The sequence below is a fragment of the Rhodospirillum centenum SW genome (assembly GCF_000016185.1).
Lineage (GTDB): Bacteria > Pseudomonadota > Alphaproteobacteria > Azospirillales > Azospirillaceae > Rhodocista > Rhodocista centena.
Genome location: NC_011420.2, coordinates 325645 through 345636, shown reverse-complemented (window position 1 = coordinate 345636; position 19992 = coordinate 325645). Strand labels below are relative to the sequence as shown.

Here is a 19992-nt window from a genome sequence, read left to right as displayed (position 1 = left end):
CGCCATGGTTCCGGGTTTCCGCCAGGTCAATTCCTGGCTGCATGGCTGGTCCGGCCTGATCCTCGGCTGGCTGCTCTATGCCGTCTTCCTGACCGGCACCTATTCCTTCTTCCGGGACGAGATCACCTGGTGGATGCAGCCGGAGCTGCACGGGTCGATCCCGGATGCGGAGACTCCCGAGCGGGCGCTGGCCAAGGTCGCCGAGCTTGCCCCCACCGCCGCCCTCTGGTCCGTGATCCTGCCGTCCGACCGGACGGAGTCCGTGCGCCTGCTCTGGCGGGAGGCCGGGCAGGGGGAGATGCGCGGCCGCCGCATGTCCGGCCGCCACATGGATGCCGGAACGGGGGCGCTGCTGACCCCGCGTGAGACCTCGGGCGGGGAATTCCTCTACCATTTCCATTTCGAGCTGTACGCCATGCCCCGGACCTGGGGACGCTGGATCGTCGGCATCGCCACCATGGCGATGTTCGTCGCCATCGTTTCCGGCGTCATCACGCACAAGAAGATCTTCACCGACTTCTTCACCTTCCGCCCCGGCAAGGGGCAGCGTTCCTGGCTCGATGCCCACAATGTGACGGCGGTGCTGTCGCTGCCCTTCCATGTCATGATCACCTTCTCGGGTCTCGTGCTGCTGGCCGGCACGCTGATGCCCTGGGGCAATCTGGCGGCCGGGGTGCAGGGGCGCGGCGGTCAGCCCGCCACGGTGGCCGCCGGACCCGCGCCGGAGGTGGAACCCGGTTCCCGCTTCGCCCCGCTGGCGCCGATGCTGGCGGCGGCGGAAGTGGCCTGGGGCCAGCCGGTCGGCCGTTTCGTCGTGAGCGACCCGGCCGGGCCGCGGCCCGTGCTGGAACTGGCGCCACGCTACAATCCAAGCCTGCTGGAAGGCGGCGGCGGGGGTGCCACGCGGATGCGCTTCGATGCCCGCAGCGGGACCCTGCTGGAATCGGTGGGCACGCCGGAGCGCAGTGCCGCGCGCGCCGTCGCCGCCTCGCTGAACAGCCTGCACCGCGGGCGTTTCGCCGATCCGCTGCTGCGCTGGGTCTATTTCCTGGCCGGGGTCGGCGGCACCCTGATGGTGGCGACGGGGCTGGTCCTGTGGTCGGTGAAGCGGGCGGCGCAGAGGCGTGACGCCCCCGCCCCGTTCGGTCACCGGCTGGTGGCAAATCTGAATGTCGGTGCCGTGGCCGGCATGCCGGTGGCGATCGCCGCGCATTTCTGGGCCAACCGGCTGCTGCCGGTGGATCTGCCCGACCGTGCCGGGTGGGAGATCAACGTCTTCTTCCTGGTCTGGCTGCTGACCTTCCTGCACCCGCTGCTGCGCCCGCTGAAGCGGGCCTGGGTGGAGCAGTTGGCCGCCGCCGCCGCGCTGCTGGCCCTGCTGCCGGTGCTGAATGCCCTGACCACACCCTTCACCCTGATCGACACCCTGGCCGCCGGGCGCTGGCTCCTGGCCGGGTTCGACCTGACCATGCTGGGACTGGCGGCCCTGTTCGCCGTCGCCGCCTGGAAGATGCACCGCCACGACCCGACGCGGAAGGCTGGCCGGGCCGGGCCGGCGCGGCGGGAAGACCAGCCCGCCCCGGTGGCGGCGGAGTAGGAGGAGCCCATGTTCATCGCCCTGCTGCTGACCGCCTTCGCCGGCTTCGTGCTGCTGGCCCTGACCATGGACCGCCACGGGGCGCAGCTCCTGACCCGGCCGCTGCCCCGCCGGCTGCACCGCCCCGGGACCCTCGCGGGATCGGCTCTGCTGCTCCTCTCCGCCGCCATCGGGGTGGAGGGCTGGGGCTGGGGCACGGGTCTGACCCTCTGGTCGGGCAGCGCCGCCATCGCGGCCACGGTCCTGGCCGGAGTCCTGGCCTACCGGCCCCGGCTCGCCCTCTACGGGGCGGCGCTGGCGCCCGTGGCGCTGCTGGCCCTGCTCGCCTGACCGGAGCGCCCGTCGGGCAGCCGGGGCAGGGGCGACCGCCCCCGCGACGGCAGCGGGCCACCGGTCTCCTGCCGGAGGCCGATGCGGGATGGCAGGGCCGCTTCTTCGGAACCGGGCGCCGGTTGCCGGGCCCTTCCCTGGGATGGCGTGGACCGGACCGGGCGGTCGGCCGGGGCTGCCGCGGACCGTGCCGCCGCCGGCGACCGGATCGCACGGCAGGCCCGGCTGATGGCCTGGGTGTCCGGGAAGAAGCGGTTCTCCAGACCGTAATAGCGCACGTCCGAAGCGAAGAAGCGGAAGCCCTCGCCCTCGGCGACGGCGATGCCGACCGTGATGTGGTCGAACTGGATGACGACGGCGTCTGCCATGAGACCCCCCATGCCGGCCCGCATGCCTGCGGGTCGGGCGCATCTGTGCTGGTGATGTCGGGATGCGGCGTCGGTCCGGCGCCGGAGGGCGCGGGACGGACGCTCCGGAACGGCCCGGCCCTGTGCGGGTCAGGCGTGCCGGCAGCCGCTACAGCAGCAGGACCGGCCGGTCACCCTGGGGGAGGGCCGGCGGGAGACGAGCGGGGCAGGGACGGGAGCGGCGGTCATGGCTATACCCTTGCGTCAGGTCCGGAGAACCACGAAGGGCCTTCGTGGCGCTTTAGCGTTTGGTGTCGCGGCGCAAGCTGCTCCGTCAAATTCCCGCGGACCCGGGGATGTCCGGTCTTCCGGCTCCAGGGTCACCTCAACATTTCACCGTGGGCGACCGTCCTGTCAATTGGAATATCAAAGTCAGTGGGTTATTTTCCATATATACCATAATTATCCCGTAGAATATGCCCGGACGCTTCCCCCTCCGGTCGGTCACGATGGCCGCGGGAGCGTCCGGCCCGCCGCGGGAAGGGGCGGCGATGCGCCGCTTCCCGCAGCCGCTCGGATCAGCGCGCCAGGACCTGGGCGGCCTCCTTGGTCCGGGCAATGGCCTGACCGACCTGCTGCAGGGCCGCACCGATCTCCCCCAGGCTGCGGGTGGCGCTGCCCACGTCCTGCGCCGTCGTCTGCATGGTCTGCGACATGTCGCGGGTGACGGCGCTCTGTTCCTCGATGGCGCTGGCGGTTCCGGCCACATGCTCCCGCACCATGCCGATGGCCTCGCGGATTTCGCGCAGGGTGCCGACCACCTCGCCCGAGACGGACTGCACGCCCTCGATCTCGCGGGTGATCTGGCTGGTCGCCTGGGCCGCCTGGTTCGCCAGGTTCTTCACCTCCGTCGCCACGACGGCGAAGCCGCGCCCGGCCTCCCCGGCGCGGGCGGCTTCGATGGTGGCGTTCAGCGCCAGCAGGTTGATCTGCCCGGCGATGGTCCGGATCAGATCGACGATCCCGGTCATCGCCGTGGCGGCGTCCGTCAGCCGCTGCGTCGCCTGGTCGGCGGCGCCGGCCCGCTCCACGGCCTGATCCGTGGCGTCGCGCGACCGCTGCATGTTCTGCGAGATCTCGCGGATGGAGGCGGCCAGTTCCTCGGCGCTGGACGCCACCATCTGGACGTTCGCCAGGGTGTCGCCGGCGGCCTCCGACGCCCGGCCGGCCTGCCGCTCCGAGACGTCCAGGGCCGAGTCTATCTCACCGAAGTTGCGGTCGATCAGGGTCTTGAGATTGCCCAGCAGTTCCATCTGGGCGGTGATGTCGGTGGCGAACTTGACGATCTTGCAGGGCTTGCCGTTGAGGTCGAGAACCGGGTTGTAGGACCCCTCGATCCAGACTTCGCGGCCGCCCTTGGCGATCCGCTTGTACTGGCCGTTCAGAAAGCGGCCACTGCGCAGCGTCTGCCAGAAGGTGCGGTATTCCTCGCTGTCGCGTGCCGCCGCTTCCACGAACTGCGCATGCGGCCGGCCGACGATCTCCTGCAGCGTATAGCCCATCAGCTTCAGGAAGTTCTCGTTGGCCGTCAGCACGGTGCCGTCAAGGCCGAACTCGATCACCGCCTGCGAGCGGGTGATGGCGTTCACCTGCCCCAGAAGGTTGGCAAACTCCATCTTCTGCGCCGTGATGTCGGCGGCGTACTTCACCACCTTCACCGGCCTGCCGTCCGGATCCAGGACCGGGTTGTAGGTGCCTTCGATCCAGACTTCGCGGCCGCCCTTGGCGATCCGCTTGAATTCGCCGGAATGGTATTCGCCGCGCCCCAGCTTCGCCCAGAAGTCCCGGTAGGCAGCACTGCTCCGCTCCCGCGGATCGACGAACAGGGTGTGCTCCCGTCCCTGGATCTCGGCCAGCGAATAGCCCATCAGTTTCAGGAAATTCGCGTTGGCCGTCAGGACTTTGCCGTCCATCGTGAACTCGATCACGGCCAGCGACCGGTCCAGGGCCGCTAGCTGTGCCTGCATGACGCCGATGGTCCTCGACCGGAAAAGATCCAGCATTCTTGCCTTCCATGTCACACGGGGGAGCGCCGGAGGGCATCTCCTCTGCGCTGCTCAATTAGGCTGCCAGTCCCTCATTCTGAGGGTGGATTTCTGTAAGGCTGCCCTACGCAATATGGGGTTGTCCATGTATGCGTAGGAGTTGTCCGTCCTGGGCGGAACTCCGCGGGCCGGGTCTGCGTGTCGGCCGCGGCAGGACCGGGAGGCTGACAACCGCGGCGTCAGCGTCGGTCTGCGGCTTCACCCGGGAGATGTCCGGGGCTGCAGGGTGTGTCTTAAGGTTTTCTTCGTGCTCCTGCGATTTTCTGATGCAGTCCTGTCGCGCACCCGACCCGAAAGAAAGAATCATCCATATGCAATCAATGTTTCTCGAAACCGACATGTGATGTCCGTAGATCGCAGCGGCGCGGGCGCGCCGGTCGGCACGCCCCTTTCCGGGCGGCAGACCCGCCAGCAGCCGATCGAGCGAGACCGACATGCGATTCCGTACCAGCACCGCCCTGGTGGCGCTTGCGCTGACCACCGCCGCCCTGCCCGCCGGGGCGCAGCAGGGAGGCGTCACCGCCGGGCAGGAGGCCCTTGAGGAGATCATCGTCACCGGCACCCGCGGCACCCAGCGCACGCTCTACGAGACGCTGTCGCCGGTCGATGTCATCTCGGGCGACACCATCGACAGCACCGTGTCGAGCGAACTGGTGGACTCGCTGGCGCAGACGATCCCGTCCTTCAACGTACAGCGCCTGCCCGCCAACGACGGTCTGGCCTTCGTCCGGCCGGCGCGCCTGCGCGGCCTCTCGCCCGACCAGACGCTGGTGCTGGTCAACGGCAAGCGGCGGCACCGCTCGGCGCTGCTCGGCTCGCGCGGGTCGCAGGGGCCGGATCTGGCGCAGATCCCGTCCTTCGCCATCAAGCGGATCGAGGTGCTGCGCGACGGTGCGGCGGCCCAGTACGGTTCCGACGCCATCGCCGGCGTCATCAACATCATTCTGGACGACCAGCCCGGCTACCGCTTCTTCACCCAGGCCTCGCAGTACTACGAGGGTGACGGGGAGAACTACCAGTTCGGCGCCCAGGGCGGCTGGGAGATCGGCAACGGTGGTTTCCTGACCGCCACGGCCGAGTGGTCGGACCAGAACGCCACCTCCCGCACCCGGCAGCGTCCCGACGCCATCGCCTTCCAGGCGGCGAACCCGAACCTCAGCGTGCCGAACCCGGTGCAGCGCTGGGGCCAGCCGGACCTGGAGACCGTCCGCCTCGCCGTCAACGGCGAGCTGCCGCTGGGCGAGAGCGTGCAGGCCTACCTGTTCGGCACCTATGGCGAGGGCGACGGCTGGACGGACTTCAACTGGCGCAATCCCGACAGCACCAGCAACGTCTACAAGACCACGCCGATCTTCCCCGGCTGGGATGCCCGCTCGCTCTATCCCACCGGCTTCACGCCCCGCTTCGGTCAGGAGGACCAGGACTATTCCATCGTCGGCGGCGTGCGCGGCGACGTGACCGACGACCTGACCTGGGATCTCAGCGGCTCCTACGGCCGCAACCGCATCGACTACAAGATGCGCGAGACCATCAACGCCTCGCTCGGCCCCGACAGCCCGACCAGCTTCGACGACGGTTCGCTGATCCAGGAGGAGTTCAACCTCAACCTGGACTTCGTCTACAGCCTGCATACCGGCCTGCTGGAGGCTCCGGTCAACGTCGCCTTCGGCGGCGAGCGGCGCGAGGAGACGTACAAGATCGTCGCCGGGGACGAGGCGTCGTGGGTCGTCGGCCCCGGTGCGTCGGCCGGCCTCGCCACGGGCTCCAACGGCTTCCCCGGCTATGGCGATGCCCAGGCCGGCAGCTTCGATCAGGAGAGCTACGCAGGCTATGTGGACGTCGAGGTGCCGGTGACGGACATCTGGACGATCGGCCTTGCCGGCCGCTACGAGGATTTCTCGGAGTTCGGCTCCACCACCGACGGCAAGATCTCCACCCGTGTCGAGGTGCTGCCGAACCTCGCGCTGCGCGGCTCCGCTTCCACCGGCTTCCGCGCGCCGACGCCCGGTCAGGCCTACAGCACCCGCACCTCGCAGGGGCTGGATACGGTCACGCTGAACACCTTCACCTCCGGCCGTCTGGAGCCGTCCAACCCGGTCGCGCAGTATTTCGGCGCCAAGCCGCTGAAGCCGGAGGAATCGGTCAATCTCAGCGCCGGCCTCGCCTTCCAGACCGACACCGGCTTCTCGGCCACCGTGGACGTCTACCAGATCAAGGTCACGGACCGCTTCAGCCAGTCCTCCAGCTTCACCGTGACCGACACGATCCGGCAGCAGCTCATCGCGCAGGGCGTGCCCGGGGCCAACACCTTCACCAGCGTCAGCTTCTTCACCAACGACTTCGACACCCGCACCCGCGGCATCGACATCGTCGGCAGCTATGCGACGGATGCCGGCCCCGGCCACCTGACCCTGTCGGCGGCCTACAACTATAACAAGACCGAGGTCACCGGCGGGTCGCTCGCCAGCAACCCGACCCAGGCCCTGCTGTTCGAGGAGGGACTGCCGCAGCACAACGCCACGCTCAGCGCCGACTACCGTCTCGGCCCGGTCAACCTGATGGCGCGGCTGCGCTATTACGGCGAGTGGACCGACAGCTCGGGCAACGCCACGGGCGACATCTTCCAGACCTTCGGGGCGGAGAGCTTCGTGGACATGGCCGTGACCTGGGACATCACGGATGCCTTCTCGCTGCGGGTGGGGGCGGAGAACGTCTTCGACAACTACCCCGGAGAGGCGACCTACCAGTCCAACCGCGGCCTGATCTACTCGCGCAACGCGCCCTACGACACCGACGGCGGCCAGTACTATGTCCGCCTGGACGTGCGCTACTGACCGGCGGAGGGCCGGACGGGACGGGGCGGCTCCGGCCGCCCCGTTTCCGTTCGCGGGCATCCCGGAACTGTGAGGGGAGAACGGACATGGGTGTGACGCGACGGGACCTGCTGCGGGCGGGCGGGGCCGGGCTGGCGGCCGGCATGACGGTTCCGGCTGCCTGGAACGGCGCCGGAGCGGCGGTGCCCGATCTGCCGCCGGTGCCGGCCCTGGCGCCGTCGGCGCTGGCGCGCGACACGGGCTTCTGGGAGGCGGTGGCCGGCCAGTACGACGCCACCCGCGCCGTGGTCCATCTGGAGAACGGCAACTGGGGCATGATGGCCCGGCCCGTGCTGCAGGCCTATCGCCGGCACCAGGACCGGGTGAACCGGGAGACCTCCTACTACACGCGGCGGGAGTTCGGCCGCGACGCGCGGGAGGTGGTGCGCCGCGTCGCCGCCCTGCTGGGGGCGGGGGAGGACGAGATCGCCCTGACCCGCGGCGCCACGGAGGCGCTGCTCACCCTGATCGCCGGCTACCACCGGCTCGGGCCGGGCGATGCCGTCCTTCATGCCGATCTCGACTATGACAGCATGCAGGCGGGCCTGGAGTCCCTGCGCCGGCGCCGCGGGGTGGAGGTCGTCCGCATCGCCCTGCCGGAGCCGGCGACCCACCAGGGGCTGATCGACGCCTATGAGCGGGCGCTGACGGCCAATCCGCGGGTCCGGCTGATGCTGCTGACCCATCTCAGCCACCGCACCGGGCTGGTGCTGCCGGTGGCGGAGATCGTGGCCATGGCGCGGGCGCGCGGCGTGGACGTGATCGTGGACGCCGCGCACTCGCTGGGTCAGGTGCCGTTCGACGCGGCCGGGCTCGGCGCCGACTTCGTCGGCTACAACCTGCACAAATGGATCGGTGCCCCGCTCGGCGTCGGGGTCATGTACATCCGGCGCGACCGGCTGGACGCCATCGAGCCCCACATGGGCGAGCCGGAGGGGGCGCAGGGCATCCGCGCCCGCATCCACACCGGCACCACGGATTTCGCCACGCTGCTGGCCGTGCCGGCGGCGATCGACTTCCAGCAGCGGATCGGCACGCCTGCCATCGCCGCGCGGCTGCGCCATCTGCGCGACCTCTGGGCGGAGACGCTGCGTGGCCATCCCGGCATCGAGATCCTGACGCCGGAGGACCCGCGGCTCACGGCCGGCATCACCTCGTTCCGTCTCGCGGGCAAGGCATCGGCCGAGGAGAACGCGGCCGTCGCTGGGCAGTTGCTGGAGCGCTTCGGCATCTTCACCGTCCACCGCACGGGCGTGGCGAAGGGGGCCTGCGTGCGGGTGACGCCGGCCCTCTTCACCCGTGAGGAGGACATCCGGAAACTGACGGCGGCGCTCCGGCTGCTCGCCGGCGGCTGAGGCCGGCGGGCAGCGCGGGGCGGGCAAGCGCGGGGGCCCGGCGGCGCGGGCGGGGTCAGCGGACCCCGCGCGGCGCCCAGAGATCGTCCTTGGCGCCGTTCTCGTTCAGCGTCCGGGCCAGGATGAACAGGTAGTCGGACAGCCGGTTCATGTAGCGCAGCACCTCGGGATTGACCTCTTCCGCGCGGGCCAGGGCCACGACCCGGCGCTCGGCCCGGCGGGTCACGGTGCGGGTCAGATGGGCGAAGGCGGCGGCGCGGGTGCCGCCGGCCAGGACGAAGTTCGCCAGACGCGGCAGCCCCTCGTTCATCTCCCCCAGTTCCGCCTCGATCCGCTCCAGACCGCTGCCGTCGATGCGCAGGGCGGCTCCGGCCTCGCCCGGCATGTGCAGGTCGGCGCAGATGTTGTAGAGGTCGATCTGGATGGCGCGCAGCCGCGCATCCACTGCGGCGTTGTCCTCCAGCATGGAGCGCAGCACGCCGATCATGGCGCCGACCTCGTCCACCGAGCCGTAGGCCTCCACGCGGTCGGAGCATTTCGGCACGCGCACGCCGCGGCCGAGGGAAGTTTCGCCGCCGTCGCCGGTGCGCGTCACCACTTTGGTCTTGCTCATCGTTCTCTCCCTTTCCGGTCTCTCTCGGGTGTCGCCGCGGGACGGCGGGCCGCGGCACCCGGCGGGCGCAGCGGCGGGGACGGTGCGGCGGTCCGCCCCCTCATTTAAGGCGCACCGGGCATCCGGCCACCATCAGCCAGGCCTCGTCGGCCGCCGCGGCAGTGCGCTGGCCCAGCCAGCCCACCAGATCGCGGAAGCGGCGCAGCTCGGCTTCCATCGGCACCGGACTCCAGCCGATCTCGTCACCGACGATGACCGTGGGCCACGGGGCGGCGCGCAGATGCTCCAGGACCGCGCTCCACTCGGTCAGGATCGTGCTGTCGTCACGGTCGAAGCGCATGGCGGCCCAGATCACGATGCTGTCCAGGATCAGTCCGGACGGCGGCGGATCGAGCGCGTCCAGCGCGGCCGTCAGGTCGTCCGGCGCCTCCAGCGTGCGCCAGCCCTCCGGCCGTTCCTCCTGGTGCCGGCGCACGCGCGCGAGCATCTCCGCATCGGCGGGATCGACGCGGTAGGTGGCGGCGAAGACCACGTTCCCGCCCCAGCCGCGGGCGATCTCCACGGCGCGGGCGCTCTTGCCGCTGCGCACCGGGCCGGTCAGGAAAGTCACCGTTCCCATGGCATCGCCTCCGTTCCGGTCTGCACGTCAGACATGGATGATCACCTCCGCCATGGCCACCTGCACCACGGCGGCCAGCAGGGCGAGGCCCAGACCCGCCCGCCGGGCGCGCTCCAGGGCGCGGGGCAGGTCCTCCGGGCCGGGGGCGGTCCCCCCTTCGTTGAGGACATAGTGGCCCGGCTTGCCCAGGCGCAGCCCCAGGGCCATCGCCATGGCCGCCATCGGCCAGCCGCTGTTGGGCGAAGCGGTGCGCCGGGCCTCCGCCGCCAGGACCGTCCGCCGGTCGCGGCGCAGCGCATCCGCACCCAGCAGCGCCAGCGCCGTCAGCCGCGCCGGGATCAGGTTCAGCAGGTCGTCGGCGCGGGCGGCGACCTTGCCCGCCCATTCCCAGCGACCGCGGTAACCCCACATGGCATCCGCCGTATTGGCGAACCGGTAGAGCGCGGCTCCGGGCAGACCGGCCACCAGGAACCAGAACAGCGGCGCCACCAGGGAGTCCGACAGGTTCTCCGCCAGGGATTCGATGGCAGCCTCGCGCACCTGCTCCGGTTCCAGCTCCGCGGTGTCGCGGCTGACCAGAGAGCCCAGACGGGCGCGGCCGGCCGCCAGACCCTCGCGCAGGGCCGTCTCCGTGGCGGCGACCTCCGACAGGAGCAGGGTCAGGGCGAACATCGGCTTCAGCAGGAACGCCAGCAGCACCAGTTCCAGCCAGGCCGGCAGGTCGGAGACGAGCCACGTCGCTGCCCCCGCCCCCGCCACCGTGGCCGCCGCTCCGACGGCCCAGGCGACGGCGCCGGCCGGCAGTGCCAGCCAGGGCGGCAGATCGGGCAGCCGGCGGCCAGCGTGCTCCAGGTACTGGCCCATCCAGATCACCGGATGCAGCCGCGCCGGCGGCTCGCCCAGGAAGCGGTCGATCAGCAGGGCCAGCAGGATGGTCATGGCCGGGCGCTGCCGCGGAGGGGAAGGGCGTGCGTCACCGGGGGGCCGTCACCGCGCCAGGGCCAGCAGCGCGTCGAGGTCCAGATTGGCCTCCACATGGTCGGCCAGGGCCTCCAGGGCCGCCTCGGTCCGTGCCTCGAAATCGAGCGCCGAGGCCTGCGCCCCCACCCGCTCCAGCCAGGCGGAGCGGAACCCGTCCGACCCGAACAGGCCGTGAATGTAGCTGCCCGTCACCCGCCCGTCGGCGGATACCGCCCCTTCGGCCCGCGGGGCCGAGCCGTCGCCCGCATCCAGCATCATCCAGGGCCGCTCCAGGCCCGGCCCGGTCGTGCGGCCCATGTGCATCTCATAGCCGGTGACGCGGCGGCCGCTGTTGCGGTCCAGCCTGTCGATCTCGACCAGCCGCTTGTCGCCGCCGATCTCCGTCTCGATGTCCAGCAGGCCCAGGCCCGGCGTCTCGCCGGCCGGTCCCTCGATCCCGGCGGGATCGCGCACCACCCGGCCCAGCATCTGGAACCCGGCGCACAGGCCGACGACCCGGCCGCCGTGGCGGACATGGGCCAGGATGTCCACGTCCCAGCCCTGCTGCCGCAGCACGTCCAGGTCGGCGCGGGTGGTCTTGGAGCCGGGCAGCACCACCACGTCCGTATCGGCGGGGATCGGATGACCCGGGGATACCCAGCGCAGGTCCACGCCCGGCTCGGCCGCCAGCGGGTCCAGATCGTCGAAGTTGGCGACGCGGGACAGCCGCGGCACCGCCACCTTCAGGCCGCTGCCCACGCCGGTGGCCGGCCGCTCCAGCGCCAGCGAATCCTCCGCCGGCAGGCGGTCGGCCTCCTCGAACCAGCGGACCACGCCCAGGAAGGGCCAGTTGGTCATCGCCGTGATCGTGCCGCAGGCCGGCTCGAACAGGGAGAAGTCGCCGCGGAACTTGTTGACGATGTAGCCGACGACGCGGGCCCGGTCGGCCTCGTCCAGCAGGGCGTGGGTGCCGACCAGGGCGGCCATGGTGCCGCCACGGTCCAAATCGCCCAGCACGACGACCGGCAGGCCCAGCCGCTCCGCCAGATGCATGTTCGTGATGTCCGAGGCGCGGAGATAGATCTCCGCCCCGCTGCCGGCGCCTTCCACGATCACCAGATCCGCCTCCGCGGCCAGCCGCTCGAAGCTGTCCATGATCGGCGGCATCAGGCCCTTGCGCATCCGGTGATAGGTGCGCGCCGGGCAGTTGCCCAGCACCCGGCCGCGCAGCACCACCTGCGAGCCGATGTTCGTCTGCGGCTTCAGCAGTACCGGGTTCATGTGGATGGACGGCGCCACCTTGCAGGCGCGGGCCTGGAGCGCCTGGGCGCGGCCGATCTCGCCGCGTGCCGGCGTGCCGTCCGCTTCCGGCGGGGCGTCGGCGTCGGGCACCACGGCGGCGTTGTTGCTCATGTTCTGCGCCTTGAACGGGCGCACCACCAGACCGCGGCGGGTGAAGGCGCGACAGAGCCCGGCCACCAGCATGCTCTTGCCGACATCGGAACTGGTGCCCTGGATCATCAGCGCGCGGGCGCGGCGCGGAGCGTCCGTGCTGCGCGGCGTGTAGATGATCGGGGCGAGGCCGTCGCCGGGCGTCGTCGCGGAATCGGACATGGACTGGAAGCCCCTTCAGACGTGAAGGGCATGGGCATGGGGAAGACCGTGACGTCCCGTCATCCCCACCGGGGCGGCCGGATCGCGGTCGTTCCGCCGGGACACCCCGCCCGTGGACCATGATGCGTCGCGGCAGGTCTCCTGGCTCGCGGGTCGTCGCCTCGGCCCGGCCTTCCCGGAACCCTTGCGGGTCCAGTGGCGCGAACGGGAGAGGCTCACCGCCGACAGTTGCGGGGGCAGCTCCGGCCTTGCCGCGGACGGCGCACCGGATTCCCTCTTAGCTTCCGCACCCGGGAGGAGCGGAAGAACCGTGACGGCTGAGCTTTAGGAGACGGCCATCCCCCTGTCAACGCCCGCCTGCACGGCTGTGGACGGACCGCATGGCGATCCGTCATGCCCCTCCTGCGCCGCCGGAGCTTGACTTAAGCAGAACCTGCATTTACGGTATTTAGCGTTACGGTCCTCCGGACAACACAATATGTAGTTATCCGGGGGCTAAGAGGGAAGCCGGTGCAATTCCGGCGCTGCCCCCGCAACTGTCAGCGGCGAGCTGCCGACCTTTCATGTCACTGGTGCCGACCGGCACCGGGAAGACCGGACGGTGGCGCGGACCCGCAAGCCAGGAGACCTGCCGTAACCCAGTCTACCATCTTCGGACGGGGTGATCCGAAGGGAACCCGCCGGCGCCGCGCCGGGCGGTTCCCGACCCCTGTCCGCGTGCCGGAAGGGGAAAGACCCGCATGCCCGTTCATGCCCTTGCCACGCTGCCGAAGTCCGTGATCAAGCGTAGCGGTGAAGTGTCCGCCTTCAACGGCGACAAGATCCGCTCCGCCATCGAGCGCGCCGGCAAGGCGACCGGCGAGTTCGACGGGGCCGAGGCGCATCTCCTGGCGATCCAGGCGATCAAGGTGATCGGCCATCGCTTCCATACCGACGCGCCGCACATCGAGCAGATCCAGGACGTGGTCGAACAGGTCCTGATCTCCGCCAACCATTTCGCCACGGCCCGCGCCTACATCGTCTACCGCGAGCAGCGCGCCCGTCTGCGGCGCGACCGCAAGACGGTGGTGGATGTCGAGACCTCGATCAACGAGTACCTGAACCGGGCCGACTGGCGCGTCAACGCCAATGCCAACCAGGGCTATTCGCTGGGTGGCCTGATCCTGAACATCTCCGGCAAGGTGGTGGCGAACTACTGGCTGTCGCACGTCTACCCGGCGGAGGTGGGCCGCGCCCACCGCGAGGGCGACATCCACATCCATGACCTGGACATGCTGGCAGGCTACTGCGCCGGCTGGTCCCTGCGCACCCTGCTGACGGAAGGGCTGAACGGCGTGCCCGGCAAGGTCGAGGCGGCGCCGCCGAAGCACCTGTCCAGCGCCGTCGGCCAGATCGTCAACTTCCTGGGCACCTTGCAGAACGAATGGGCCGGCGCGCAGGCGTTCAGTTCCTTCGACACCTATCTCGCCCCCTTCATCCGCAAGGACAACCTGCCCTACGAGCAGGTGCTCCAGTGCATCCAGGAGCTTGTCTACAATCTCAACGTGCCCTCCCGCTGGGGCACGCAGACCCCCTTCACGAACCTGACCTTCGACTGGACCTGCCCGGAGGACCTGCGCGACCAGGTGCCGGTGATCGGCGGCGAGGAGATGGACTTCACCTACGGCGAGCTTCAGGCCGAGATGGACCTGATCAACCGCGCCTACATGGAGGTGATGACCCGGGGCGACAGCAAGGGGCGGGTCTTCACCTTCCCGATCCCGACCTACAACATCACGCCCGACTTCCCCTGGCAGAGCGAGAACGCCGACCGGCTGTTCGAGATGACGGCCAAGTACGGGCTTCCCTATTTCCAGAACTTCGTCAATTCCGAGCTGAAGCCGAACATGGTCCGCTCCATGTGCTGCCGGCTCCAGCTCGATCTCAGCGAGCTGCTGAAGCGCGGCAACGGCCTGTTCGGCAGCGCCGAGCAGACCGGCTCGCTGGGCGTGGTGACGGTCAACTGCGCGCGCCTGGGCTATCTGCACAAGGGCGACGAGGCGGCCCTGTTCCGCGCCCTGGACGAGATGCTGGACGTCAGCCGCACCAGCCTGGAGATCAAGCGCAAGGTGATCCAGCACCACATGGACAACGGGCTGTTCCCGTACACCAAGCGCTACCTGGGCACGCTGCGGAACCATTTCTCGACGCTGGGCGTGAACGGCATCAACGAGATGATCCGCAACTTCACGGACGATGCCGAGGACGTGACGACCGAGCGGGGCTACGCCTTCGCCGTCCGCTTCCTGGACCATGTGCGCGCCCGCATCGTGCAGTTCCAGGAAGAGACGGGCAACATGTACAACCTGGAGGCCACCCCGGCGGAGGGCACGACCTACCGTTTCGCCAAGGAGGACCAGAAGCGCTTCCCCGGCATCCTCCAGGCCGGCACGGCGGACCAGCCCTACTACACCAATTCCAGCCAGCTTCCCGTCGGCTTCACGGACGATCCGTTCGAGGCGCTGGAGCGGCAGGAGGAGTTGCAGCGCAAGTACACCGGCGGCACCGTCCTGCACCTCTACATGGGCGAGCGGGTGTCCTCGGCCGACGCCTGCCGCAAGCTGGTGCGGCGCGCGCTGGAGAATTTCCGCCTGCCCTACATCACCGTGACGCCCACCTTCTCGATCTGCCCCAAGCACGGCTATATCGAGGGCGAGCACGCCTTCTGCCCCAAGTGCGACGCCGAGCTGATCGCCCGCAAGCGGCAGACCTGCGCCGCGGCCGAGTGAGCGCCGCGGCACCGCATCGCCGGAACACCGGCCCGATCCCCCGACCCCCGGACAAGAGGACCCGACCCATGAGCTGCATGACCGAGACCGCCGAGATCGTCCTGAAGGACGAGGAGCGCCAGCCCTGCGAGATCTGGACCCGCGTGATGGGCTATCACCGCCCGGTCTCCTCCTTCAATTTCGGCAAGAAGGGCGAGTTCGCCGAACGCCGCTACTTCGCCGAGGCGAAGGCGGACCTCGGGGCCTGACGAAAGCGCATCCGGTGGCCGACCTCCGCGTCGGCGGCCTGTCCCGACTGTCCACCTGCGACTGGCCGGGCGAACTGGTCGCCACCGTCTTCTGCCAGGGCTGCCCCTGGGCCTGCCCCTACTGCCACAACCCGGACCTGCTGCCCGCCCGCGGGCAGCGGGAACTGGCGTGGGAGCAGGTGCTGGCCTTCCTGGAGGGGCGCCGCGGCCTGCTGGACGGCGTCGTCTTCTCCGGCGGGGAGGCGACGCTCCAGGCCGCGCTGCCCGATGCCATGCGGACGGTGCGGGGGATGGGCTTCCGCATCGGCCTGCACACGGGCGGTCCCTATCCCGAGCGGCTGGCGGACCTGCTGCCGCTCCTGGACTGGGTGGGCTTCGACGTGAAGGCCCCCTTTGCGGAGTACGAGCGGATCACCGGCGCCTCCGGCAGCGGGGAGCGGGCGCGCGAGAGCCTGCGCCTGCTGCTGGACGCCGGCATCGCCTGCGATGTCCGCACCACCGTGCATCCGCGCCTGCTGGACGCGGCGGCGCTGGAGCGGCTGCGCGCCGATCTCGACGCGCTGGGCGTCCGGCAGCACCGCCTGCAGCCCTTCCGGGCCACGGGCTGCCGGCCCGACCAGCTTGCCCGCCTCTCAGGAGATGCGCCGTGCGCCGCGAGACCAGCCTGATCGACCTGATCTTCCCGGGCGATACCAACCACCACGGCACCCTGTTCGGCGGCGCCGCGCTGGCGCACATGGACAAGGTGGCCTTCATCGCCGCCACCCGGCACGCGCATGTCGATTTCGTCACGGCGTCCTGCGAGCGGATCGACTTCGCCGCCCCGGCGCAACTGGGCGAGATCGTGGAGGTCACGGGCCGCATCGCCCGCGTCGGCCGGCGCTCCCTGACGGTGGAGGTCGATCTCGTGGCCGAGGCGCTGCTGACCGGGGAGCGGCGGCTCTGCACCCGCGGCCGCTTCAACATGGTCTCGGTGGACCGGGACGCGGCGGTGCCGCCGCTGGAGGAAGCGGCGGAGGAACCGCAGGCGGTCGGTGTCCGCATGGTGGAACTGGTCTTCCCCGACCAGGCCAGCCACAACCACATCCTGTTCGGCGGCCATGCCATGGCGCAGATGGGCAAGGCGGCCTTCGTCGCCGCGACCCGCCACTGCCGCCGCGCCGTCGTGCTCGCCGCCTCGAAGCGGCTGGACTTCACCAGCCCCGTGAAGGTGGGGGAGATCATGGAGATCGAGGCCGCCGTCACCGGCACCGGGACCAGCTCCATGCAGGTGACGGTCGATCTCTGGGGGGAGAACCTGAAGACCGGCGAGCGTCGCAAGGCGGCCGAGGGCGTCTTCGTCATGGTCGCCCTGGACGCGGACCAGCGGCCGACGCCGGTCCGTCCGCTCTGACCGGGACCCGCCGGCCGCCCGGTCAGGAGACGGGATCGGCCGCCAGCCGGCGCCAGGGCAGCACGTAGCGTTCCTCGCCCTCGCTGCCGTAGAGGCCCTGGACGCGGTAGGCCGCTTCCAGGTTCGGGCGGGCCAGCACCGCCTCCGGCTCCCCGTCCGCCACCACCCGTCCGCTGCCCAGCAGCACCAGCCGGTCGCAGAAGCGCGCGGCCAGCGGCAGGTCGTGCAGCACGGCGACCACCAGCCGTCCCGTGGCGGCGATGCCGCGCAGCAGCTCCATGACCTGAAGCTGGTGGTAGGGGTCCAGCGCCGCCACCGGCTCGTCCGCCAGCAGGATCGGCGCCTCCACCGCCAGCGCACGGGCCAGCATCACCCGCGCCCGCTCCCCGCCGGAGAGCGAGGTGATGGTGCGGGGGGCGAAGGCGGCGGCGTCCGCCGTCTCCATCGCGCGGGCGATGGCGGCCTCGTCCTCCGGCGTCGGCCGCCCCAGGGGGCCAAGATGCGGCAGCCGCCCCAGGGCGACGACATGGTAGGCGTCCAGCGGCCAGTGGACCGTGTGGCCCTGCGGCAGATAGGCGACGGTGTTCGCCAGCTCCCGCCGGGAATAGGCGGAAAGCGGCCGGCCGGCGATCCGCACCTGCCCGGACTCCAGCGGCAGCAGGCCGGCGATGGCGCGGACCAGCGTGGACTTGCCGGCGCCGTTCGGCCCGATCAGTCCGACCACCTCGCCGGCGCCGGCCGACAGCCCGATCGCCTCCAGGATCGGCCGGCCGCCCAGGCGGACGCCGGCCCCCTCGACATGCAGGATCGTCATGGCATCGCGTCCGTGGCGGGGCGGGAAAGGGGCGGCGTGGAACAGGCGTCCATCAGAGGTCTCCGTCGGCGGACGGGAGGGTAGCCGGGACGGCCCCGGCATGCACCTCCCATCGCCGCAGCCGGGTCATGCGATGCAGGCGACAACAGAGGGCAGAGGGGGGCAGGGGGGCCTACCAGGAGCGCCGTGCCTTGAGAAGCTGGCTCAGGAAGATCGGCACGCCCAGCAGCGCCGTCACCACCCCCAGCCGGATCTCGTTCGCCGTCGGCAGCATCCGCACCAGCAGGTCCGCCAGCACCAGCAGCAGCGCCCCGGCCAGGGCCGAGGGCAGCAGCAGGCGCGACGGGCGCTGCCCGACCACGGCCCGGACCATGTGCGGGATCACCAGCCCGACGAAGCCGATGGCGCCGCTGACCGCCACCGCGGCGCCCACGCCGATGGCGACGCCCAGCATCAGCCGGACCCGCACGCGGGCAAGGTTGCAGCCCAGCGACCGCGCAGCCTCCTCCCCCAGGGTCAGGGCGTCCAGGGCGCGCCCGTCCCAGAGCAGCAGCACCGCCCCCACCCCGATCAGCGGCAGGGCCAGGACCACATGGGTCATGCTGCGGTCCTCCAGCGAGCCCAGCAGCCAGAAACTGATCTCTGCCGCCGCGAAGGGGGAGGGGGCGAGGTTCAGCGTCAGGGAGATCAGGGCGCCGCAGAGCGTGCCCACGGCCAGCCCCGCCAGCACGACGGAGAGCGCGCTCTCCGCCCGCGCCGCCAGCAGCATGACGCCGGCGATGGCCGCCATGGCCGCACCGATCGCCATCAGCGGCAGCGCCAGCGGCATGGTGGCGGCGAACCCGTTGTAGAGCGCGACCACGGCCCCCAGGGCGGCGGCGTTGGAGACGCCCAGCACCGACGGCTCGGCCAGCGGGTTGCGCAGATAGCCCTGGAGCGAGGCCCCGGCCAGCCCCAGCATGGCGCCCGCGCCCAGCCCGACCAGCAGGCGCGGCAGGCGCAGCTTCTGCATCACCGCCACGACCAGCGGATCGCCCTGGCCGACCAGTCCGGCCAGCGCGTCGCCGGCGGCGATGTCCGCCGGCCCGGCCAGCAGCGACAGGAGCGCCGCGGCCAGAAGGGCCACTGCCAGCAGCGGCACGAATCCGGGCCGGCCCGCCGGCGGGCGCACGGTCGCCGGCAGAGGGGCGGCGGGGGCCGCGGTCCGGGGCGGGGCGCCGGCGCGGTGCAGGTCGGGAGCAGGCGTCATGGGGCGGGCCCCTGGCTTCAGCGGTCGGGACGGACCGGATCGCGTCCGGGCGCGTCGCTCGATAGCCGCCGCCCGCCGTGGGTGCAAGTCCTTCGTCCAGAAGTCGGGGGCCGCACAGTCCGCGCGGTGGCCGGAAAGCCGGCCCGGGATGGACAAGCCGGGCTGAATCCCGGATGTGTAGGGAAGAGAAGCCGGGGACGTCCGCCCGGCCCGACGGTGATCCACCATGTTCCGACTGCTGCCCCGACTTCTGCCGGCTGCGCTTCTGCTGCTGCCGGTCCTGCTGTTCCCGCCCGCGGCCGTGGCCCAGGAGGCGCCGCCGCGGCGGATCGTCTCCATGAATCTCTGCGCCGACCAGTTCCTGGTGGATCTGGCGGACCGCGACCAGGTGCTGGCGCTGTCGGAATATGCGCGCGATCCGATCCTCTCCAGCATCGCGGAGCGTGCCCGCTCCTGGCCGGTCGGCCGCGGCACGGCGGAAGAGGTGCTGGCCCTGAAGCCTGACCTCATCATCGCCAGCCGCCTGCGCCGGCAGGAGACGCGCGCGCTGCTGGCCGGGTTCCAGATCAAGGTGCTGGAACTGGGGACGGCGCGCACCTTCGAGGAGATCGTGGCGCAGGCGCGCACCATCGCCGCGGCGGTCGGCCATCCGGAGCGGGGGGAGGCGCTGGTGGCCCGGATGCGGGCCGTGCTCGATGCCCTGCCGGCGCCGGCGGAGACGCGGCCGGTCGCGGTCCACTACCAGCGCCGCGGCTTCGTCAGCGGCGGCGAGACGCTGATGGACGAGATCATGGGGCGGGCCGGGCTGGTCAACATGGCCCGGTCCCTGGACGGCGCCTTCGTCGTCCGCGTGCCGCTGGAACGGATCGTGACGACGGCGCCGGAGTATCTGCTGCTGACCACCGCCCCGGTCGAGAGCCCCGACCTGGGCAGCGACATGCTGGAGCACCCGGTGCTGTCCGGGCTCTACGGGCCGGAACGGCGGCTGGAACTGCCCGAAGCCGTCGCCATGTGCGGCGGCCCCGCCTATCCGGAGGCGGTCGCCAGCCTGATGGCCCAGCTCGGGCGGGGGCGGGCGGCGCCCACCCCCTGACGGGTCAGGAACGC

At 71.0% G+C, this 19992-nt stretch carries 17 protein-coding genes and 2 riboswitches; of the genes, 9 read left to right on the top strand and 8 right to left on the bottom strand.

Annotated elements, in window-relative coordinates:
• Window positions 1-4 precede the first annotated feature (4 nt).
• Window positions 5-1597, top strand: a complete 1593-nt coding sequence (locus RC1_RS01545) for a PepSY-associated TM helix domain-containing protein (protein ID WP_012565569.1) — start codon at window positions 5-7, stop codon at window positions 1595-1597.
• Window positions 1598-1606: 9 nt separating this feature from the next.
• On the top strand, window positions 1607-1927 hold the full coding sequence (locus RC1_RS01540; RefSeq protein WP_012565568.1) for a DUF3325 domain-containing protein: 321 nt from the start codon (window positions 1607-1609) through the stop codon (window positions 1925-1927).
• On the opposite strand, the gene RC1_RS01535 is transcribed toward RC1_RS01540, so the two are convergent.
• Window positions 1879-2295 carry a hypothetical protein gene (locus RC1_RS01535; RefSeq protein WP_012565567.1) on the bottom strand — a complete coding sequence of 139 codons (417 nt, stop codon included), beginning with the start codon at window positions 2293-2295 and terminating at the stop codon, window positions 1879-1881. The two genes, RC1_RS01540 and RC1_RS01535, sit on opposite strands and share 49 nt — an antisense overlap.
• A gap of 557 nt (window positions 2296-2852) precedes the next feature.
• Complete coding sequence (locus RC1_RS01530; protein WP_012565566.1) at window positions 2853-4337, bottom strand: methyl-accepting chemotaxis protein; 1485 nt, start codon at window positions 4335-4337, stop codon at window positions 2853-2855.
• A gap of 476 nt (window positions 4338-4813) precedes the next feature.
• On the opposite strand from RC1_RS01530, the gene RC1_RS01525 reads away from it, so the two are divergent.
• Window positions 4814-7213 (top strand): TonB-dependent receptor plug domain-containing protein, encoded by a 2400-nt coding sequence (locus RC1_RS01525; RefSeq protein WP_012565565.1) that lies wholly within the window; start codon window positions 4814-4816, stop codon window positions 7211-7213.
• A gap of 86 nt (window positions 7214-7299) precedes the next feature.
• Window positions 7300-8607: an aminotransferase class V-fold PLP-dependent enzyme gene (locus RC1_RS01520; RefSeq protein ID WP_012565564.1), complete on the top strand. Its 1308-nt coding sequence runs from the start codon at window positions 7300-7302 to the stop codon at window positions 8605-8607.
• Window positions 8608-8662: 55 nt separating this feature from the next.
• Here RC1_RS01520 and RC1_RS01515 read toward each other — a convergent pair whose 3' ends face one another.
• The 4 genes from RC1_RS01515 to RC1_RS01500 form a co-directional block, all read right to left on the bottom strand.
• Complete coding sequence (locus RC1_RS01515; RefSeq protein ID WP_012565563.1) at window positions 8663-9220, bottom strand: cob(I)yrinic acid a,c-diamide adenosyltransferase; 558 nt, start codon at window positions 9218-9220, stop codon at window positions 8663-8665.
• Between the two features lie 100 nt (window positions 9221-9320).
• A complete protein-coding gene (locus RC1_RS01510) occupies window positions 9321-9839 on the bottom strand; it encodes a bifunctional adenosylcobinamide kinase/adenosylcobinamide-phosphate guanylyltransferase (RefSeq protein WP_012565562.1) in 519 nt (172 codons plus the stop codon).
• Between the two features lie 27 nt (window positions 9840-9866).
• Window positions 9867-10778 carry an adenosylcobinamide-phosphate synthase CbiB gene (gene cbiB / locus RC1_RS01505; RefSeq protein WP_012565561.1) on the bottom strand — a complete coding sequence of 304 codons (912 nt, stop codon included), beginning with the start codon at window positions 10776-10778 and terminating at the stop codon, window positions 9867-9869.
• 48 nt (window positions 10779-10826) lie between these two features.
• Window positions 10827-12413, bottom strand: coding sequence for a cobyric acid synthase (locus RC1_RS01500; RefSeq protein WP_012565560.1), 1587 nt, complete (start codon window positions 12411-12413; stop codon window positions 10827-10829).
• Window positions 12414-12527: 114 nt separating this feature from the next.
• Window positions 12528-12741: riboswitch (cobalamin riboswitch) on the bottom strand.
• A gap of 112 nt (window positions 12742-12853) precedes the next feature.
• Window positions 12854-13063: riboswitch (cobalamin riboswitch) on the top strand.
• Window positions 13064-13153: 90 nt separating this feature from the next.
• On the opposite strand from RC1_RS01500, the gene RC1_RS01495 reads away from it, so the two are divergent.
• From RC1_RS01495 to RC1_RS01480, 4 genes are all read left to right on the top strand, one after another.
• Window positions 13154-15181, top strand: a complete 2028-nt coding sequence (locus RC1_RS01495; protein ID WP_012565558.1) for a ribonucleoside triphosphate reductase — start codon at window positions 13154-13156, stop codon at window positions 15179-15181.
• A gap of 68 nt (window positions 15182-15249) precedes the next feature.
• The gene (gene nrdD, locus RC1_RS01490) at window positions 15250-15429 is read left to right on the top strand and encodes an anaerobic ribonucleoside-triphosphate reductase (protein ID WP_041785068.1); all 180 of its coding nucleotides are present in this window, start codon (window positions 15250-15252) and stop codon (window positions 15427-15429) included.
• Window positions 15430-15443: 14 nt separating this feature from the next.
• Window positions 15444-16097: an anaerobic ribonucleoside-triphosphate reductase activating protein gene (locus RC1_RS01485; RefSeq protein WP_012565557.1), complete on the top strand. Its 654-nt coding sequence runs from the start codon at window positions 15444-15446 to the stop codon at window positions 16095-16097.
• Entirely contained in the window at window positions 16076-16822 is a 747-nt protein-coding gene (locus tag RC1_RS01480; RefSeq protein WP_012565556.1) for an acyl-CoA thioesterase, read from the top strand. The genes RC1_RS01485 and RC1_RS01480 overlap by 22 nt, the downstream gene beginning before the upstream one ends.
• A gap of 22 nt (window positions 16823-16844) precedes the next feature.
• Here RC1_RS01480 and RC1_RS01475 read toward each other — a convergent pair whose 3' ends face one another.
• On the bottom strand, window positions 16845-17636 hold the full coding sequence (locus RC1_RS01475; RefSeq protein WP_012565555.1) for an ABC transporter ATP-binding protein: 792 nt from the start codon (window positions 17634-17636) through the stop codon (window positions 16845-16847).
• 172 nt (window positions 17637-17808) lie between these two features.
• The gene (locus RC1_RS01470) at window positions 17809-18885 is read right to left on the bottom strand and encodes a FecCD family ABC transporter permease (RefSeq protein ID WP_012565553.1); all 1077 of its coding nucleotides are present in this window, start codon (window positions 18883-18885) and stop codon (window positions 17809-17811) included.
• Between the two features lie 226 nt (window positions 18886-19111).
• On the opposite strand from RC1_RS01470, the gene RC1_RS01465 reads away from it, so the two are divergent.
• Window positions 19112-19978, top strand: coding sequence for an ABC transporter substrate-binding protein (locus tag RC1_RS01465; RefSeq protein ID WP_012565552.1), 867 nt, complete (start codon window positions 19112-19114; stop codon window positions 19976-19978).
• Window positions 19979-19992: the final 14 nt, after the last annotated feature.

What these genes read in the sequence shown, in the direction of transcription:
- RC1_RS01530 (WP_012565566.1), bottom strand. Translation starts at nt 4,337, where the DNA reads ATGCTGGATCTTTTCCGGTCGAGGACCATCGGCGTCATGCAGGCACAG.
- RC1_RS01520 (WP_012565564.1), top strand. Translation starts at nt 7,300, where the DNA reads ATGGGTGTGACGCGACGGGACCTGCTGCGGGCGGGCGGGGCCGGGCTG.
- RC1_RS01475 (WP_012565555.1), bottom strand. Translation starts at nt 17,636, where the DNA reads ATGACGATCCTGCATGTCGAGGGGGCCGGCGTCCGCCTGGGCGGCCGG.
- RC1_RS01525 (WP_012565565.1), top strand. Translation starts at nt 4,814, where the DNA reads ATGCGATTCCGTACCAGCACCGCCCTGGTGGCGCTTGCGCTGACCACC.
- RC1_RS01500 (WP_012565560.1), bottom strand. Translation starts at nt 12,413, where the DNA reads ATGTCCGATTCCGCGACGACGCCCGGCGACGGCCTCGCCCCGATCATC.
- RC1_RS01470 (WP_012565553.1), bottom strand. Translation starts at nt 18,885, where the DNA reads ATGACGCCTGCTCCCGACCTGCACCGCGCCGGCGCCCCGCCCCGGACC.
- RC1_RS01515 (WP_012565563.1), bottom strand. Translation starts at nt 9,220, where the DNA reads ATGAGCAAGACCAAAGTGGTGACGCGCACCGGCGACGGCGGCGAAACT.
- RC1_RS01510 (WP_012565562.1), bottom strand. Translation starts at nt 9,839, where the DNA reads ATGGGAACGGTGACTTTCCTGACCGGCCCGGTGCGCAGCGGCAAGAGC.
- RC1_RS01545 (WP_012565569.1), top strand. Translation starts at nt 5, where the DNA reads ATGGTTCCGGGTTTCCGCCAGGTCAATTCCTGGCTGCATGGCTGGTCC.
- cbiB (WP_012565561.1), bottom strand. Translation starts at nt 10,778, where the DNA reads ATGACCATCCTGCTGGCCCTGCTGATCGACCGCTTCCTGGGCGAGCCG.
- RC1_RS01535 (WP_012565567.1), bottom strand. Translation starts at nt 2,295, where the DNA reads ATGGCAGACGCCGTCGTCATCCAGTTCGACCACATCACGGTCGGCATC.
- nrdD (WP_041785068.1), top strand. Translation starts at nt 15,250, where the DNA reads ATGAGCTGCATGACCGAGACCGCCGAGATCGTCCTGAAGGACGAGGAG.
- RC1_RS01495 (WP_012565558.1), top strand. Translation starts at nt 13,154, where the DNA reads ATGCCCGTTCATGCCCTTGCCACGCTGCCGAAGTCCGTGATCAAGCGT.
- RC1_RS01465 (WP_012565552.1), top strand. Translation starts at nt 19,112, where the DNA reads ATGTTCCGACTGCTGCCCCGACTTCTGCCGGCTGCGCTTCTGCTGCTG.
- RC1_RS01540 (WP_012565568.1), top strand. Translation starts at nt 1,607, where the DNA reads ATGTTCATCGCCCTGCTGCTGACCGCCTTCGCCGGCTTCGTGCTGCTG.